This window comes from Prevotella pallens (assembly GCF_900454935.1).
GTDB lineage: Bacteria > Bacteroidota > Bacteroidia > Bacteroidales > Bacteroidaceae > Prevotella > Prevotella pallens.
Map to the genome: position 1 here is coordinate 107,733 of NZ_UGTP01000004.1, position 15,321 is coordinate 123,053.

The window sequence follows — 15,321 nt, forward strand, 5'->3', positions numbered from 1 at the left end:
GTGTGTTTTTAGAGTTTATCGTAATGCAGCTTTACCAATGCAGCCACTTGGCATTTGTATTTTCAACATAGCGCAAACGGTAGCAGCAATGTCGTTTATAGTAACCTCTTGCGTACTTTCTCCATGATTTACATGCCAACCGAACATAACCCATGGAATGTGTGTATCGTATGGATAAGGCTGTCCGTGTTGAGTGCCAATATAGTTTGGAGAGTTTTTTGCACCAAAGAATTGCGCACGAGTAACCACACCTATTTCACCAGAACGATTACGCATATAACCATTCAGCATACGTGTTTTAATGAAGTCGGGCATGGTTTCGGTAGCAACACGTTCTTCGTTGAATACAAAAATATATTGAGGATCTTGCTTTAAGAATTTTATTGCTTCGTTGATAACATCGTCTTTGTCTTTTCCAGCTTGTGCTATCATCTTATCGTTAAAGGCGAATTGATAATTGTCTTCGCCCATAACAGGCTTTATTCCGAACTTTTCTTGTAAGTGATTGTTAAGGTCTTCTACAGCCTTTTTATATTCGAAAGCACCAGCAGGTATGCGATGCTTCTTCAAGAAGTTATAGTTGTGAGCCGCACCGTGGTCGGCTGTGAGGAAAAGAAGATAGTTTCCGCGTCCTACTTTTGCATCTAAGGCATTGAGGAACTCGGTTAAATCCTTATCCAACTGCATATAAACATCGTGATTTTCCTTTCCGCGTGTGCTGTATTTATGGCCGATTGCATCGGTAGAAGAGATGCTGACAGTAAGCATATCGGTTTCTTTGCCTTGTCCTAAATGTTCGTTTTCAAGTGCAGCCTCAGCCATTTTGAAAGTCATTGTAACCCCTTCATTCGATGTCTTAATATTATAATTAGGTGCTGTATGGTTGTCTTTATTAAACTTCTCTACCCATTCTGGTAGTTTATCCATATAGTACGAAGAAGAAACAAAGTGGCCAGCAGATGTGTCCCACCAATATGCTGCATTTGCAGAATGTCCAGCTGGTAGAATAGCAGCACGGTCTTTTAATGCCACACCAATAACTTTTGAACGAAAGTCGGTAGCTAATCGCAGTTCATCGCCTATTGTAGTGGTAAGCAATCTGTGTGGGCTCATTTGTCCTTCCTTACTGTCCGAGCCTACGCTACGCACAGTAGTATCGGTGCAACAGTACACATATTGGTCGTCCTGCCAGAAGCTGTTACCACAAATGCCATGCAATGCTGGTACCGATCCTGTAAAAACAGACGAGTGTCCAATGGCTGTTACAGTTGGCGCATAGTTTATTTGTGTATTTTCAAAAGAGAAACCTTCGTTAAGAAGCCGGCGAAGCCCACCTTGTCCGTACTCGTTTTGATAAAAATAGAGATAATCCCAACGCATCTGATCGACTACAAGACCAACTATGAGCTTAGGTCTTGACACTTGAGCCTGTGAGTTTAACACCATAAAAAGCGTTAAAACAAAAAGCGAAATCTTTTTCATTTTCAAATATTTGGATAAGTTTAAGTAAACCTCAATGCTGCCATTGTAAAGGCAGATGCAGGTCATTTTATCTTTGCAAAGATACAACTTAATTATGAAATAGGGAAGTTCCTCTATATATATTTTCTATTGGCAATCGTTTCTGGTTTTTTATGCAATGTAGTCTTGGTTATTTCAAAGTTTTATATTATATTTGCAAAAAATAAAAGATGAAATGAAGTATGTAAATGAAACTGTTCGTCGGAGAGACCGACTTCTGGACGAAGAGAGAGCATTGGAACTGTTGAAAGATGGAGAGTACGGTGTGCTCTCAATGGTATCAGAAAACAGTGGCTATGGCATTCCAGTGAACTTTGTTTGGAATGGTAAGAACAGTGTATATATACATTGTGCACCTGTAGGTCGTAAGTTAGAAGCATTAAAGGTAAACAATAGAGTGTCTCTTTGTATTATCGGTAATGTGAATTTGTTACCAGGAAAGTTTACTACAGAGTATGAAAGCGCTATCTTCTTTGGTACAGCACACATACAACTTAGCGATGACGAAAAGATGGAAGCATTGCATTTGCTTATTGATAAACTATCGCCAGATTTTAAAGAGATAGGCGATATGTATGCACATAAGAGCTTTCACCGTGTAGAGATAATACGTATCGACCTTACAGAGTTTAGCGGGAAACGAAAGAAAGTGCCATTGGCTGAACAGCAAGTGCATATAGGCGACTAATTAAAGATATCTTGAAAAGTCAGAGCACTATTTAAACATAGCGTATAGTGGTTGCTCTTGTATTACACAATATACAACTGCACTATACATAAATGTATCTCTTACATTGCACAATATATAAATGTACTATACGATAATGTATAAGGAGAGAAAATAACAAATATACGAAGAAAGGATAAGACTATAATTTGAAAACAAAAAATAACGACTTTATGAAGAACAACTTAAGAAAAGTCCTCTTCTTAACAGGTTTTGCATGTGCCGCTATTGTGGCTACAGCAGCCTCTATACAGAAAGGAAAAAAAGGAAAATCAATGTATTCGAACCCATTAATGCAAAAAAGCACTCTGCCGTTTGGCGCACCAGACTTTAGCAAGATAAAGGATACAGACTATCTTCCAGCTATTAAAGCTGGTATAGAAGAGCAACGTGCCGAAATTAAAGCAATTGTAAACAACAAAGAAAAGCCAACTTTTAAGAATACAATATTGGCTTACGAAAAGAGTGGATTACTACTCGATAGAGTGAAAAACATATTTTTCTGTGTTACCGAAGCTAATAAAACACCCGAGATAGAAGCAGCAGAAAAGGAAGTAACACCATTACTTACAAACTTCGAGAACGAAATAAGCTTTAATCAGAAGTTTTTTGAACGTGTAAAATATGTGTACGACCATGAGCGGAAAAGCTTGAAGGGCGAAGACAAAGTGCTACTGGAAGAAATATACAAGAACTTTGTACGCTCAGGCGCATTGTTGCCAAAAGATAAAATGGCTCGTATGAAAGAAATAAACACTAAGTTAGCACAGTTGCAGCAAGACTTTGGAAATATGCTTCCTAAAGCCTCTGTAGCATCAACTGTATGGGTAAACGATGTGAAAGAACTTGCTGGACTTAGCGAAGGAGCTATTGCACAATGTAAAAAAGACGCTGAAAGTCGTGGCGGGAAAGCCCCTTATTGCATTGTTATTACCAATACCACGCAACAGCCTATACTTGCTAATCTCGAAAACCGCCAACTTCGTGAACGTGTTTACAATGCTTCTATTCATCGCACCGATGGAACAGGAGAATACAACACCTTTCCTATAATTGTGGAGATTGCTAAGTTACGTGCCGAAAAGGCTCAACTTATGGGCTATAAGAATTATGCATCGTATGCCTTATCGAATGTAATGGCGAAGAATACCGATAATGTGTATGCTTTTCTTAACCAACTTATAAAGGAATACCAACCTAAGGCTGCTGCAGAAACGGCAGATATAGAGGCGTATGCGCGCAAAACACAAGGAGCCGACTTTAGTTTGCAACCTTACGATAGATTCTATTACTCTGCAAAGATGAAGAAAGAATACTTTAACTTTGCTGACGATGAAGTAAAACCATACTTCAATATCGATTCTGTTCTTATTAATGGTATTTTTTATGCTGCAAATAAGGTATATGGTTTAACTTTTAAGGAACGCAAAGACATACCTACTTATCACCCAGATATGAAGGTGTTCGATGTAATAGACAATAATGGTAAACAGTTGGCACTATTCTATTGCGATTATTTCCGTCGTCCTTCAAAGCGTGGCGGAGCGTGGATGAGTGCTTTTGCAAAGCAAAGCAAAATGCGCCAGCAGATACCTCTTATATATAATGTGTGCAATTATGCAAAGGCACCAGACGGACAGCCTACTCTTTTAACATGGGATGAGGTGTCTACTATGTTCCATGAGTTTGGTCATGCGCTGCACGGAATGTTGTCGAACTGCTACTACAACACACTAAGTGGTACAGCTGTGGCACGCGATTTCGTGGAGATGCCATCACAATTTAACGAGAGTTTTGCAAGCATACCAGAGGTGTTCAATCATTATGCAAAACATTACAAAACCAACCAGCCTATGCCTGCCGATTTGTGCGACCGTATGTTGAAATCTATAAACTATCAGGCTGCATACGCCTTAGGCGAAAATCTTGGCGCAACGTGCGTAGATATGGCTTGGCACATGCTCGATACTAAGAATGTTCCTACTGCTACCGAAGCTAAAAACTTCGAAGTAAAGGCTCTAAACGATGTTGGATTGCTTAACAATCAAATTCCTCCACGATATTCTACATCGTATTTCAACCATGTTTGGGGAGGCGGTTACGCAGCAGGATATTATAGCTATTTGTGGTCTGAAGTATTAGCTGTTAATATTGCTGACTACTTTGCAAAGCACGGCGCATTGACCAGAAAAGTGGGCGATGACTTTAGGAATAAAGTGCTGAGTCGTGGAAATACAATGGACTTAATGGAGATATTCTCCAATTTTACGGGCCTTAAGGCACCAGATGCGTCTGGTTTGCTAAAGGCAAGGGGGTTGTGATAACTCTCTGGTAATTAATCTTTTTCATCTCTTCCGCCATTGCATTTAATTGCAGTGGCGGTTTTTTGTGTATTGTTTAATCCAATGTGGTCATTAAGCCCATACAAAACAATAAACAACCCTACGGCGTAACCATTTATATTGCATATTCTTTATGTGCGACCAAGTGGAATATGCCTCCAAATGCAGTTAGGAATGTATTGCCAAAAGAAGGTAAGAATGTGCCAACGAGTGTCTATAACACAAATGTGTTTATGTTTTTTAATGGCTTTCATAATGCGGTGTGCAACATATTTGGTTGTCATTAGCATAGGAAAATGAGCAGCACCAGCGAGTAGGGGAGTATCAACAAAGCCTGGTCGGATATCTGTAAAGCATATATTCTGATGCTTTGTAATAGCCAATTGTTCCAGAGCCTGAATATAAACATTCTGCAAAGCCTTTGTAGCGCTATATGCTGGAGCCACACCAAGTCCCTTTGTTCCTGCAATTGAAGTGATACAGGCAATATGTCCGCCACCATTCTCAGTAAAGTATCGATATGCTGCACCCACCATTCGTGTAAATGCTGTGGCGTTGGTTTCCATTGTTTTAATTTCTTTGTCGGGGTCTAAAGTTGTGTTTTGCCACCCTATTCCTGCTGAGTGAAAGTAAAGATTTAACCCTCCTATGCGCTCAATAAGTTGGCGAAAGTTTGTTTCGGCGTTGTTGTCAGTAACATCAATTTTAGCAACAACCACACGTTCGGGAGCAACATTTTGTAAGTCGGCTAATTTGTCGATACGCCGTGCAGCCACACCTACAGTCCACCCATCGGCAATAAGCAGTTGTGCAACTTCGTGCCCAATGCCACTACTAGCACCCATAACAATAGCCCTTTTCATTTACCACCCCTTTCTATTAGCTGGTTAAGCCTATCATTGCATATAAGTTTAGGTGCTGCCTTACCAGCTAACACCATTATTTTCTTACCATTTCGGTAAATGTGCAACTGCCGAGAGCGAACAACGGCACTAAGTTCTTCGTCTTTTTGTATTGCTTCCCAAACAGAATGGTATATGCCATCAGCCTCAAACAGCTTCTTTTTAAGGTGAGAGCACATATTTGTAGTATCTATATTTGCCATAAATGTATATTCTTCTGTATTTCAAAAAAACAGATGCTTTGTAAGCTGTTTTGTTGTATAAGGTTCTAAATTTCAATATAGCAGCGTTCTACAACTTTTTAAATACTTCGCTATTATTGTTTCTTTTCAATACTCGTAAAACATAGCATCACGTTTTTTGTGCGTCTGTTCCAGTATATTTCCGAGTAATATATTGGTATGCTTTAATAGTGTTAGTAAAACGCCTGCAATATGTTTGTCTTTAATTTTCTCTTTGTTGCAAAGATAGCAAATAGCTCTGAAACAAGCAAATTTAATATTGTTAATAGATATCAACGAAACGATGAATATTTTTTGTTTATTCCTGTTTCGAGCAATACGAAAAAAACAGATATCTGAAACGCACACGACAGATATCTGAAACGATTACGACAGATATCTGAAACGCACACGACAGATATCTGAAACGTTCGTTATAGATATCTAATTTGCTCATAGCAGTTTTCGCCTTTCTTAATGTAAGCATTTTACGCTTATCATTATAGGCTACTAACGTGTAAAAGTTGCTGAAAAGAAGGTTTAGAAGGCTGCACCTAATTTTGGTTCCGAAGTGGGTGTAACAGCTATATGTTGGTGTAAATTCTTAAACATTTGTAGCCTATGATACCAATGCACAGAACGTTTGTTTTTGCGCATTGGTTTGTTGTTTACAGTAGGTGTACTGCTGCAATGAGTTCTTAAAACCGCAACCCGACTTATCTTGTTAATGCTATCAAAATCTGTTTTCTATGTCTTCTGTCGATTCAGATATGCGCAACGAAGATTTATCTTTACCATTCGAGAACTTATAAGAGATTGAAAAATAGAGCGTTGGATAATCGTATCGGTTATTAAACGATATAGTATAGCCCTGACGATAGCTAACTCCTTTATATCTTGACGATAAGAGGTTTAGCCCTGAAACAGTAAGCGACAAGCGTCTGTTCAGCAAAAAATAGCTCATTCCAATGCCTAAATCGTATAGCGGTTCTATAGTGGCTGCAGTTGTTTGTTTGCGTCCCGTATATCTTTCACATCTACAGAGAATCCATCTGGTTGCGTGCGCACGTGAACAATTTTTCCTTGTACAACAACATTTTGTAGTTCTTGGGTGGTTTCTTCTAAAACAATAGAGCCAACATTGTTATTTCCTTCCGTAACGTTTATTTTTTGTCCATGCAGAGCATAACCCACATAGCTTACTCCTAAAACATAATCGCCTACGGGAACAGTAATTGAAAACCTACCATTGTCGTCGGTTATGGTATGTTGATAGATGTCTTGTGTAGACATATCTTTAATTAAGAAAACAGAGGCTCCGGCTAAAGTGCCTTTACTATCTTTAACTTCGCCCGAAATAACACTGCTACTATTTTGTGCCGATAGCATAGCAATATTTAAAAATACTGACACTACGAATAATAAAAATCTTTTCATATAAAATAGGTTAATGGGTTGTTGTATTTATATTGTTGTACACGTTGTTTTATTCCATATTAGTAGAACATGGGTTGCAAGTAATTCATTGTATAATACTAAACAATTCTTGTCTACATAAGATGTAACTATGATTTGCTACAAAGTTAAGAAATAACGCTGATACCACAAAGAGTAATTCTTTTTTTTTACAATCGGATAAATTTTAGCAAACAGACTATTATTATTAGCTTACTGTTTATGCATTGTTACTTTTTCACCTTATATATATAGTAGGCATATAGCATAGCAAGTGCTATGAGAGGAGTATTTTTTTATGCGATATAACCCCACAGCGTGTGTAATGATACAAATAAGGCACTACCCTTTAATTTTAAAGCCTCTGAAAGTATAGTAAAATAAGGCATCGCGGAGGTAGCTACAAAACTACCCACAAACAGTTTGTAATTTTCTTGCAATCGCTTGTTTTATGTTGTACCTTTGCAAACGTAATCAAGATAAACAATATAACAAAACAGAGGGTTAAAGCTCCTAACCTCTAATCTATTAACCAACTTGGAGCATAGTTTTATTTTATGACAAATAGACCATTAACATTTGTGCTCACAGAGCGCAAGTCTACCCTTGGTAAATTAAAGGGTAAAGTAGTTATTCAGGCACGTCCCACTGGACGTAAGCGAGTTCATCATCGCAGTTTTTGCACAGAAGTGGCGCATGGCACAACCTTTTCGGGTGCCGAAGTAGAGGCAGTTTTACGCCTTGCCGCTGAAATAGCAAAACGACACGTGGAGAACGGCGACATAGTAGATTTTGGCGATATTGGAATGCTAACACCATCGTTCAGAAGTAAACTTGTTGATAAGGAGAAAGAAACCTTTAACGCAAACCTCCACATTACTAAACCTAAGGTGCGTTTGTTGCCTTCTCGTAAGTATTTTACACTTACCGATGTAAGCTACGAACGTGTAAAGGTTGGCGACAAGAAAGACGAGAAAACCAAACCTAATTCAGGTTCTGATCCATCGCAACACCCATAAAATGTTGTAGAACCTAAACAATTGTAGTGCCGACACCGATGCGTGAAACGTTTGTTTTCACGCATCGTTTTGTTTTTGGCACTACGTAGTAGCAATATTGCCTTATGTTTATTTAAAATATTCTTTAGCAATGTCTGTATTCTGTTTCTTAGTTACATTTGGAAAAAGGCAGATTATATAAAGTCTTATCACACACCAATAATAATTAAACTTGTTTTCTTTGACAGAAGAAAAATATCTCGTACATTTGTAAGCGTATTACAATATGAACAAAATATTTCTGCTATGATACGAGAATTTTGGGTAAAAAACTATCTTTCTATTCGCAATAAACAAGGATTGAGCTTTATTGCCAAAGGAGCCTCATCGCCCCTTGTTGCAGAGGTTGTAGATGGCGTATACTTATATAAGATAGGTATTCTATATGGCTCAAATGCTTCAGGAAAATCGAATATGTTAGAGGCATTAAGCCAAGTTTTCTTTATACTGATTCTATCAAAAATCGATTCTAAATCCAAAATAACTGGTAGCAATCCTTTTGCCCTTACGAAGAACGAACCAACAGAAATGCACGTGTCGTTTTATGCTAACGGCATTAGGTACGACTATGATGTAAAATTCAATGATAAATATATTCTGAACGAGGTTCTGTATTACTATCCCAACAAATCAAGAGCATTGTTCTATGAGCGTGCATTTGTTAATGATAATGTACAAGCAGAAATAAAGTTCGGGGCAAGTTTAAAACTATCTACCAAAACGCAGGAAAGTATTCGTGAAAACACACTCAACAATCACAGTGTGCTATCAGTTTGCAATAAGGTTGCTTTTAAGGAAGACATAGAAGCATTCTCCACTCTCTTGGATTATATTTTATTTAACTATAATCCAGCTAATATTGATTTTTCAAAAGGAATTATTAGGATCCTAAAGGAAGCTTACAACGACCCTAAAAGACGTAAGTTTTATTACACAATGCTGCAAAAAGCCGATTTGAATATTTTAGAATATGAGCCAGTTATTGAAGACCGAAATATATCTAATGAAGAACACGAACTTATTTTAAAAGAGAGTTTTCCTAACGAATTGAAAGAGGAACTTCTTAAGCCAACAACAGAGTCCATAATATTTCGAAATTGTTCAAAGAGTGAGTATTTTTATGTTCCACTCAATTTCCAATCAAAAGGAACACAGAAATACATACGTGTATTAGATGCATTATTTAATATGATAACAGGTTCTCGTGTATATTTCTTAGACGAATTGGGCGAAGACCTACATTATGATTTGCTGTTCTACTATCTGAATGTGTTCATTTACAATTCGGAAAAGTCGCAGCTAATCATCACAAGCCAAGAGACAGCTCTGCTCGCTCAAGACTTAATAAATGAAAATAGAGAAGTTGTATGGTTTGTTGAGAAGAATAAAGAAACCGCCTCGTCTGAATATACGTGTGCTAATGAGTTCGGTTTAAATAAGAATTTATCGCTCTACAATTCATATCATATTGGTAGATTAGGAGCAAAACCAGAGTTAGGTAGTTTCTTTATAGATTTAGAAGATTAGTATGAGGAAGCTACGTGAATCGGCAATGATTATTGGTGAAGGTATTACAGAGTTCTATTACTTTCAATCCCTGCGCGATGTTTACAAACAGGTGGTTTTTAAACCAGACTGTCCAAAGCATACAAGTATAGAAGAATTGAAAATAAAAATCAGAGAAGCTGTGGAAAAAGGCTATACCTATGTCTTTTGTATCATAGATATGGATAATAAAGATAAGGAACCCGAACGCACACGATACAAGAAATTAAAGGAAGAGTTTGCTAAGCCAATAAATCAGCCAAAGAAAGGAATTTTCTGCAACGTAGTGTTTTTTGAAACTCATTTATGCACAGAGCTGTTCTTTCGCTATTACTTCGGCTACACTTCTCGGCCATACGAAAAACAAGATTCGTTAATAGAAGATTTAAATAAATACGTTGAATACGAAAAGACTATTGACTTCTTTCGTAAAAGTAAAGGATTGCATGGCTATTTTGAACGCAATGGAGGTAACTTTAAAAATGCAATAGCCAATGCCGATAAGTCGATGAAAGAAAAAGAAAATAACAACAGAGATTACACCTACTCTGAACTTGGACAGCTCATGAAAGCATTAGATAATTTATAAAAGTAGCGGAAAGATTAGAAACTAAAAGGGGGCTGAAACCAGCGATATGTGGTTTTAGCCCCCCTTTTGTATGTCTATTGAAAGTACTACTGACAGTGCTTTACCGAAATTTAGAATGGTAGGTCGTCGGCATCGCTACCCGATGTAGTAGGCGGGAATGGAGCCTGACTACCGCCTGCAGGTGCTTGTGTTCCTTGAGTTGGTGTAGCTGAAGCAGGTGCTCCTGCAGCTTGTACAGCCGCTGCGTCTACTCTCTGAATATTCCAAGCACGAATATTGTTGAACCATCTACCTTGATATTCGTGTGCATCGACATCGAAGCTGACGATGATTTCTTCGCCTGCTTTTATTGCGAATTGGTCTATACGGTCGGCACCAAATATATCGAATACCATCTTTTTAGGATATTGGTCGTGGGTTTCTATTACATACTGTTGTGATTTCCATGGTCCACGTGCTGATGTTCCTTCGCGTGGTTCCATTACAACGATAACTCTACCTTGTAGTTCCATGTTATATATTTTGCAGTTTTATTAATAAAATTCTTTTTTTATATCACACTATTTTAAAGTAGGCATACAACTCTGTTAGACTGTTTAACACCAACTGTTGCCCATTAGTATTATATCTGCGAAATTACTAAAATAGTTCTAAAAACAGAAACTTTTAGCTTTAAATTTTGTCTTTCACACAGTTTTTTCGTATTTTTGTACGATGAAGAGCGAATTTTGAGAATATCCATAACGTCTCTTTAGTCGTATTTGGTGCGGCAAAAGAATATGAATTACAATTAAAAATATATAGAACTAATGAGATTTACCATTTCAAGCACTGCCCTAAGTAGCAGGTTACTGTCGCTTTCGCGTGTTATTAACAGCAAGAACACGTTACCAATATTAAACTGTTTTGTATTTGAAGTACAGAACGGACAGCTTACAATTACTGCATCAGATAGCGAAAATGTTGTCTGTATGTCAATGAACCTCGATTCGCTTGAGGGTGAAGGAAAGTTTGCTGTAAACAACCAAAACATTCTTGATGCTGTAAAGGAATTGCCCGAACAGCCATTGACGATAGACGTAAATATGGACGAGCATACTATTTATGTTAGCTATCAGAACGGTTCGTATAACTTTCCTGTTATAGAAGCTGACGAGTTTCCAATACCTCAGCCGCTCTCAACCGATAAAATTACTATTACGCTGAGTGCAGAAATCTTAATTGATAACATTACACGTTCGTTATTTGCAACAGCACAAGACGAACTACACCCTGTAATGAATGGTATCTACTTTGATTTGAAGCCAGATGGATTGGCAGTAGTAGCTACCGATGGACATAAGTTGGTGCGCAACAGGGTATTCTCTGTAACGAACGAAGTTCCTGCATCATTCATATTACCAAAGAAACCAGCTACTTTGTTAAAGGGATTTGTTTCAAAAGATAGTAGCGATGTAGTTATTAGTTTTGATGCTCGCTCTGCTGAAATTTCTTTTGGTGAGGGTAATTTAATTTGCCGACTTATTGACGGGAAATATCCTAACTATAATAGTGTAATTCCAGAAAATAATCCATATCAGATTATAATAGACCGCAAATCGTTCATTGGTGCAGTTCGTCGTGTGTTACCATTTGCAAGCGATTCTTCGCAATTGGTTCGCTTCCATATTGCAAACGGACAATTAGACTTGAGTGCTGAAGATATAGACTTCTCTACAAGTGCAAAAGAAAGTATGACTTGTACGTACGAAGGAAATCCAATGAGCATAGGTTTTAAAGGTAGTTCTATCTTAGAAATCTTAAATAATTTGCAGAGCGACGAAGTAAACATACAATTGGCTGACCCCTCACGAGCAGGTATTATTGTGCCAGCCGAGCAACCAGAAGGCGAAAACGTGCTAATGCTTGTTATGCCTGTATTGCTCAACGATTAATTAAATTTGATAATAGATGTGGGCAGATTTTACATTAAGTCTGCCCACATACATTATAATATATATATCCCCCATATACATTATATAATATATAGTACAGAGAATGTCATTAAATTTAAAGAAGCCATTAGTTGTCTTCGATCTTGAAACGACTGGTCTTGACTTAGTAAAAGATCGCATTATACAATTGTCGTACATAAAGATTTCGCCCAATGGGAACGAAGAAAGAGAAAACTTTTATATTAACCCAGAAAAAGAAATACCACACGAAGTGGAAGAACTTACGGGCATAACAAACGAAGATGTAGCTAATGCACCAACATTTAAAGAGAAAGCTGCTGAACTGGCTAATAAGTTTAAGGGCTGCGATTTTGCTGGTTTTAACTCTAATCGTTTTGACATTCCTCTATTGGCAGAAGAATTTCTAAGAGCTGGCGTTGATTTCGATTTCTCAAAATGCCGCCTTATAGATGCACAAAACATTTATCACAAGATGGAACGACGCAATCTTGCTGCAGCATACGAGTATTATTGTGGGAGAAAGATGGAAGATGACTTTACGGCTCATAGGGCTGACGAAGATACCGAAGCAACATGGCGCGTTTTGCAGGGACAAGTAAATATGTACTCTGAAGAAAATCAAACTAATCCAGAGCGTATATTAAAAAACGATATGGACGAACTGGCTGAGTTTTCGCGAATGAACGATAATGTAGACTTTGCAGGACGTATTGTTTGGAAAGATGTAACCGACAAAGATGGTAACGTGTTGCTCGATGAAAATGGTAAACCTCGTCGCCACGAAGTGTTCAATTTTGGGAAGTATCGTGGTTGGGACGTTGCAGAGGTATTGCACAGAGATCCGGGCTTTTATAGTTGGATGCTTGCAAGCGACTTTACTTATAATACAAAACAAGTGCTCACACGTATTCGCCTCCGCGAATTCAACAACCGATAACTATGTTGAAAGGAAAAAGAATAGTTCTGGGCATCACAGGGTCTATTGCTGCCTACAAGAGTTGCCTTATTATTCGGCAACTTGTTAAACTAGGAGCCGAAGTTCAGGTGGTTATAACTCCCAGTGGAAAAGAATTTATTACCCCCATTACATTGTCGGCACTCACACAAAAGCCAGTCATAAGCGATTTCTTTTCTCAGCGTGATGGCACGTGGCATTCGCACGTCGATTTAGGTTTATGGGCTGATGCTATGCTGATAGCCCCTTGCACTGCAGCAACATTGGGAAAAATGTGCCATGGCATTGCCGACAATATGCTTGTTACCACCTATTTATCAATGAAAGCTCCTGTATTTGTTGCTCCAGCAATGGACCTCGATATGTACAAACACCCTGCAACGCAAGAGAACATAAATATATTGAAGAGTAGGGGAAACTACATAATAGAGGCTGCGAGTGGCTTCTTAGCAAGTGGTTTGGAAGGTAAAGGCAGAATGGAAGAGCCTGAAACTATTGTAGCTTGTTTAGAGCAATATTTTAATAATGCTATAGATGAAAAACACGATTTAAACGGAAAACATATTCTAATAACTGCAGGACCAACATACGAAAAGATAGATCCTGTGCGTTTTATAGGCAACTACTCGTCTGGAAAGATGGGCTTTGCGCTTGCTGAAGAATGTTACAAACGTGGCGCAAATGTTACACTTGTGGCTGGTCCTGTTCACATAACGTGTTCGGAAGGTATAAACCGCATAAATGTAGAGAGCTGCGAACAAATGTATGCAGCGTGCACACAAGTCTTTCCAAATGCAGATGCTGCTATCTTGTGTGCTGCTGTGTCCGATTTTAAACCAATGTGTTTCTCCGATACGAAAATAAAGCGCGAAAAGGATAATCTGCACATTGAATTACAGCCTACGCACGATATAGCTGCTACATTGGGACAACAAAAAACACCCCAGCAACGTATTGTGGCATTCGCTTTGGAAACCAACAACGAAGAGGCTAATGCATTAGCAAAATTAGAGAGAAAGAACGCCGACTTTATTGTGCTAAACTCTACACGAAATGTTGGTACAACTTTCCAGTCGGACGACAATCAGATAACGATTATTTCTAAAGGAGAAAAGAAAGAGTATGAAAAGAAATGCAAACGGTTGGTGGCTCACGACATTATTAATGAGTTGGTTTCTATTCTTTAGCAACACCACTGTAGCCCAAGAACTACAAGCCAAAATAACCATCAACCATAATCAAATACAAGGAACCGATAAGTCGGTATTCGAAAATTTGCAACAAACTCTCGAACAGTTTGTAAACGAACGTCAATGGACTAATCTTAAGTTCCAAAAGAACGAAAGAATTGTTTGTAACTTTAATATCACAGTAACTAAGTACGATCCAGGTAACAACACTTTTACTTGCACTGCACTTATACAAGCAAACCGACCTGTGTATAACTCCGCATACACATCTACTTTGTTTAATTTTAAAGACGGAGACTTCAATTTTGAGTTTGCTCAGTTCGACCAGATTGAGTTCAACGAGGAAACTATCAACAATCAGCTTACTGCTCTTTTTGCGTATTATGCCTATCTCATTATAGGGATAGACCTCGACTCGTTTTCACCAATGGGTGGCGACGACGTACTACAGCGTTGCATGAATCTTACCAACAATGCGCAGAACTTAAGTTTCACGGGTTGGAAAGCATTCGAAAATTCAAAAAACAGATTTGCCATTATCAACGATTATATTGATGGAGGAATGAAACCATTCCGACAGCTGCAATACGACTACTATCGCACAGGATTAGACGAAATGGCAAACAGTGTGGAACGAGGCAGAACCAACATAACTACTGCTTTGCAAAACGATTTGAAAAAAGCACACGAAGATAAACCTATGAGTATGTGGCCTCAAATTTGGACAGACTATAAGAAAGACGAATTGGCGAATATATACAACAAAAAAGGGACACAAAAAGAAAAAGAATCGGTCTACGACATTCTTTTTAGCATTAACGCTAGTCAGAATGCTACGTGGGACAAGATTAAACAATAATA

The 15,321-nt window shown here is 38.1% G+C and carries 15 protein-coding genes; 9 read left to right on the forward strand and 6 right to left on the reverse strand.

Annotation, left to right across the window (positions count from 1 at the left end):
• Positions 1–15: 15 nt before the first annotated feature.
• Positions 16–1,482, reverse strand: coding sequence for an alkaline phosphatase family protein (locus tag DX009_RS11845; protein WP_115084228.1), 1,467 nt, complete (start codon positions 1,480–1,482; stop codon positions 16–18).
• Between the two features lie 214 nt (positions 1,483–1,696).
• Here DX009_RS11845 and DX009_RS11850 point away from each other — a divergent pair, with 214 nt between their 5' ends.
• Both DX009_RS11850 and DX009_RS11855 read left to right on the forward strand, forming a co-directional pair.
• Complete coding sequence (locus DX009_RS11850) at positions 1,697–2,209, forward strand: pyridoxamine 5'-phosphate oxidase family protein (protein WP_115084229.1); 513 nt, start codon at positions 1,697–1,699, stop codon at positions 2,207–2,209.
• A gap of 212 nt (positions 2,210–2,421) precedes the next feature.
• On the forward strand, positions 2,422–4,569 hold the full coding sequence (locus DX009_RS11855) for a M3 family metallopeptidase (protein ID WP_115084230.1): 2,148 nt from the start codon (positions 2,422–2,424) through the stop codon (positions 4,567–4,569).
• A 152-nt stretch (positions 4,570–4,721) separates the two neighbouring features.
• Here DX009_RS11855 and DX009_RS11860 read toward each other — a convergent pair whose 3' ends face one another.
• The 4 genes from DX009_RS11860 to DX009_RS11875 form a co-directional block, all read right to left on the reverse strand.
• Positions 4,722–5,453: an SDR family NAD(P)-dependent oxidoreductase gene (locus DX009_RS11860; RefSeq protein ID WP_115084231.1), complete on the reverse strand. Its 732-nt coding sequence runs from the start codon at positions 5,451–5,453 to the stop codon at positions 4,722–4,724.
• Entirely contained in the window at positions 5,450–5,695 is a 246-nt protein-coding gene (locus DX009_RS11865; RefSeq protein WP_115084232.1) for a hypothetical protein, read from the reverse strand. Before DX009_RS11865 ends, DX009_RS11860 begins: the two co-directional genes overlap by 4 nt.
• A 751-nt stretch (positions 5,696–6,446) precedes the next feature.
• Complete coding sequence (locus DX009_RS11870) at positions 6,447–6,761, reverse strand: outer membrane beta-barrel protein (RefSeq protein WP_115084233.1); 315 nt, start codon at positions 6,759–6,761, stop codon at positions 6,447–6,449.
• Positions 6,704–7,150: a carboxypeptidase-like regulatory domain-containing protein gene (locus tag DX009_RS11875; RefSeq protein ID WP_115084234.1), complete on the reverse strand. Its 447-nt coding sequence runs from the start codon at positions 7,148–7,150 to the stop codon at positions 6,704–6,706. Before DX009_RS11875 ends, DX009_RS11870 begins: the two co-directional genes overlap by 58 nt.
• A 575-nt stretch (positions 7,151–7,725) precedes the next feature.
• Here DX009_RS11875 and DX009_RS11880 point away from each other — a divergent pair.
• The 3 genes from DX009_RS11880 to DX009_RS11890 all read left to right on the forward strand — a co-directional run bounded on the left by DX009_RS11880 (position 7,726) and on the right by DX009_RS11890 (position 10,360).
• On the forward strand, positions 7,726–8,187 hold the full coding sequence (locus tag DX009_RS11880; RefSeq protein WP_006046026.1) for an HU family DNA-binding protein: 462 nt from the start codon (positions 7,726–7,728) through the stop codon (positions 8,185–8,187).
• A 285-nt stretch (positions 8,188–8,472) separates the two neighbouring features.
• Positions 8,473–9,753 carry an AAA family ATPase gene (locus DX009_RS11885; RefSeq protein WP_115084266.1) on the forward strand — a complete coding sequence of 427 codons (1,281 nt, stop codon included), beginning with the start codon at positions 8,473–8,475 and terminating at the stop codon, positions 9,751–9,753.
• A 1-nt stretch (position 9,754) separates the two neighbouring features.
• Positions 9,755–10,360 carry an RloB family protein gene (locus tag DX009_RS11890; protein ID WP_115084235.1) on the forward strand — a complete coding sequence of 202 codons (606 nt, stop codon included), beginning with the start codon at positions 9,755–9,757 and terminating at the stop codon, positions 10,358–10,360.
• Positions 10,361–10,470: 110 nt separating this feature from the next.
• On the opposite strand, the gene DX009_RS11895 is transcribed toward DX009_RS11890, so the two are convergent.
• Positions 10,471–10,872, reverse strand: a complete 402-nt coding sequence (locus DX009_RS11895; RefSeq protein ID WP_115084236.1) for a DUF3127 domain-containing protein — start codon at positions 10,870–10,872, stop codon at positions 10,471–10,473.
• A gap of 297 nt (positions 10,873–11,169) precedes the next feature.
• Between DX009_RS11895 and dnaN the strand changes: the two genes are divergently transcribed.
• The 4 genes from dnaN (at position 11,170) to porD (ending at position 15,319) form a co-directional block, all read left to right on the forward strand.
• Entirely contained in the window at positions 11,170–12,294 is a 1,125-nt protein-coding gene (dnaN, locus tag DX009_RS11900) for a DNA polymerase III subunit beta (protein ID WP_115084237.1), read from the forward strand.
• A gap of 103 nt (positions 12,295–12,397) precedes the next feature.
• The gene (locus DX009_RS11905) at positions 12,398–13,252 is read left to right on the forward strand and encodes a 3'-5' exonuclease (protein WP_115084238.1); all 855 of its coding nucleotides are present in this window, start codon (positions 12,398–12,400) and stop codon (positions 13,250–13,252) included.
• A 2-nt stretch (positions 13,253–13,254) separates the two neighbouring features.
• Positions 13,255–14,457: a bifunctional phosphopantothenoylcysteine decarboxylase/phosphopantothenate--cysteine ligase CoaBC gene (gene coaBC, locus DX009_RS11910; RefSeq protein ID WP_115084239.1), complete on the forward strand. Its 1,203-nt coding sequence runs from the start codon at positions 13,255–13,257 to the stop codon at positions 14,455–14,457.
• A complete protein-coding gene (porD, locus tag DX009_RS11915; protein ID WP_446250273.1) occupies positions 14,393–15,319 on the forward strand; it encodes a type IX secretion system protein PorD in 927 nt (308 codons plus the stop codon). Before coaBC ends, porD begins: the two co-directional genes overlap by 65 nt.
• The last annotated feature ends 2 nt before the right edge of the window (positions 15,320–15,321 follow it).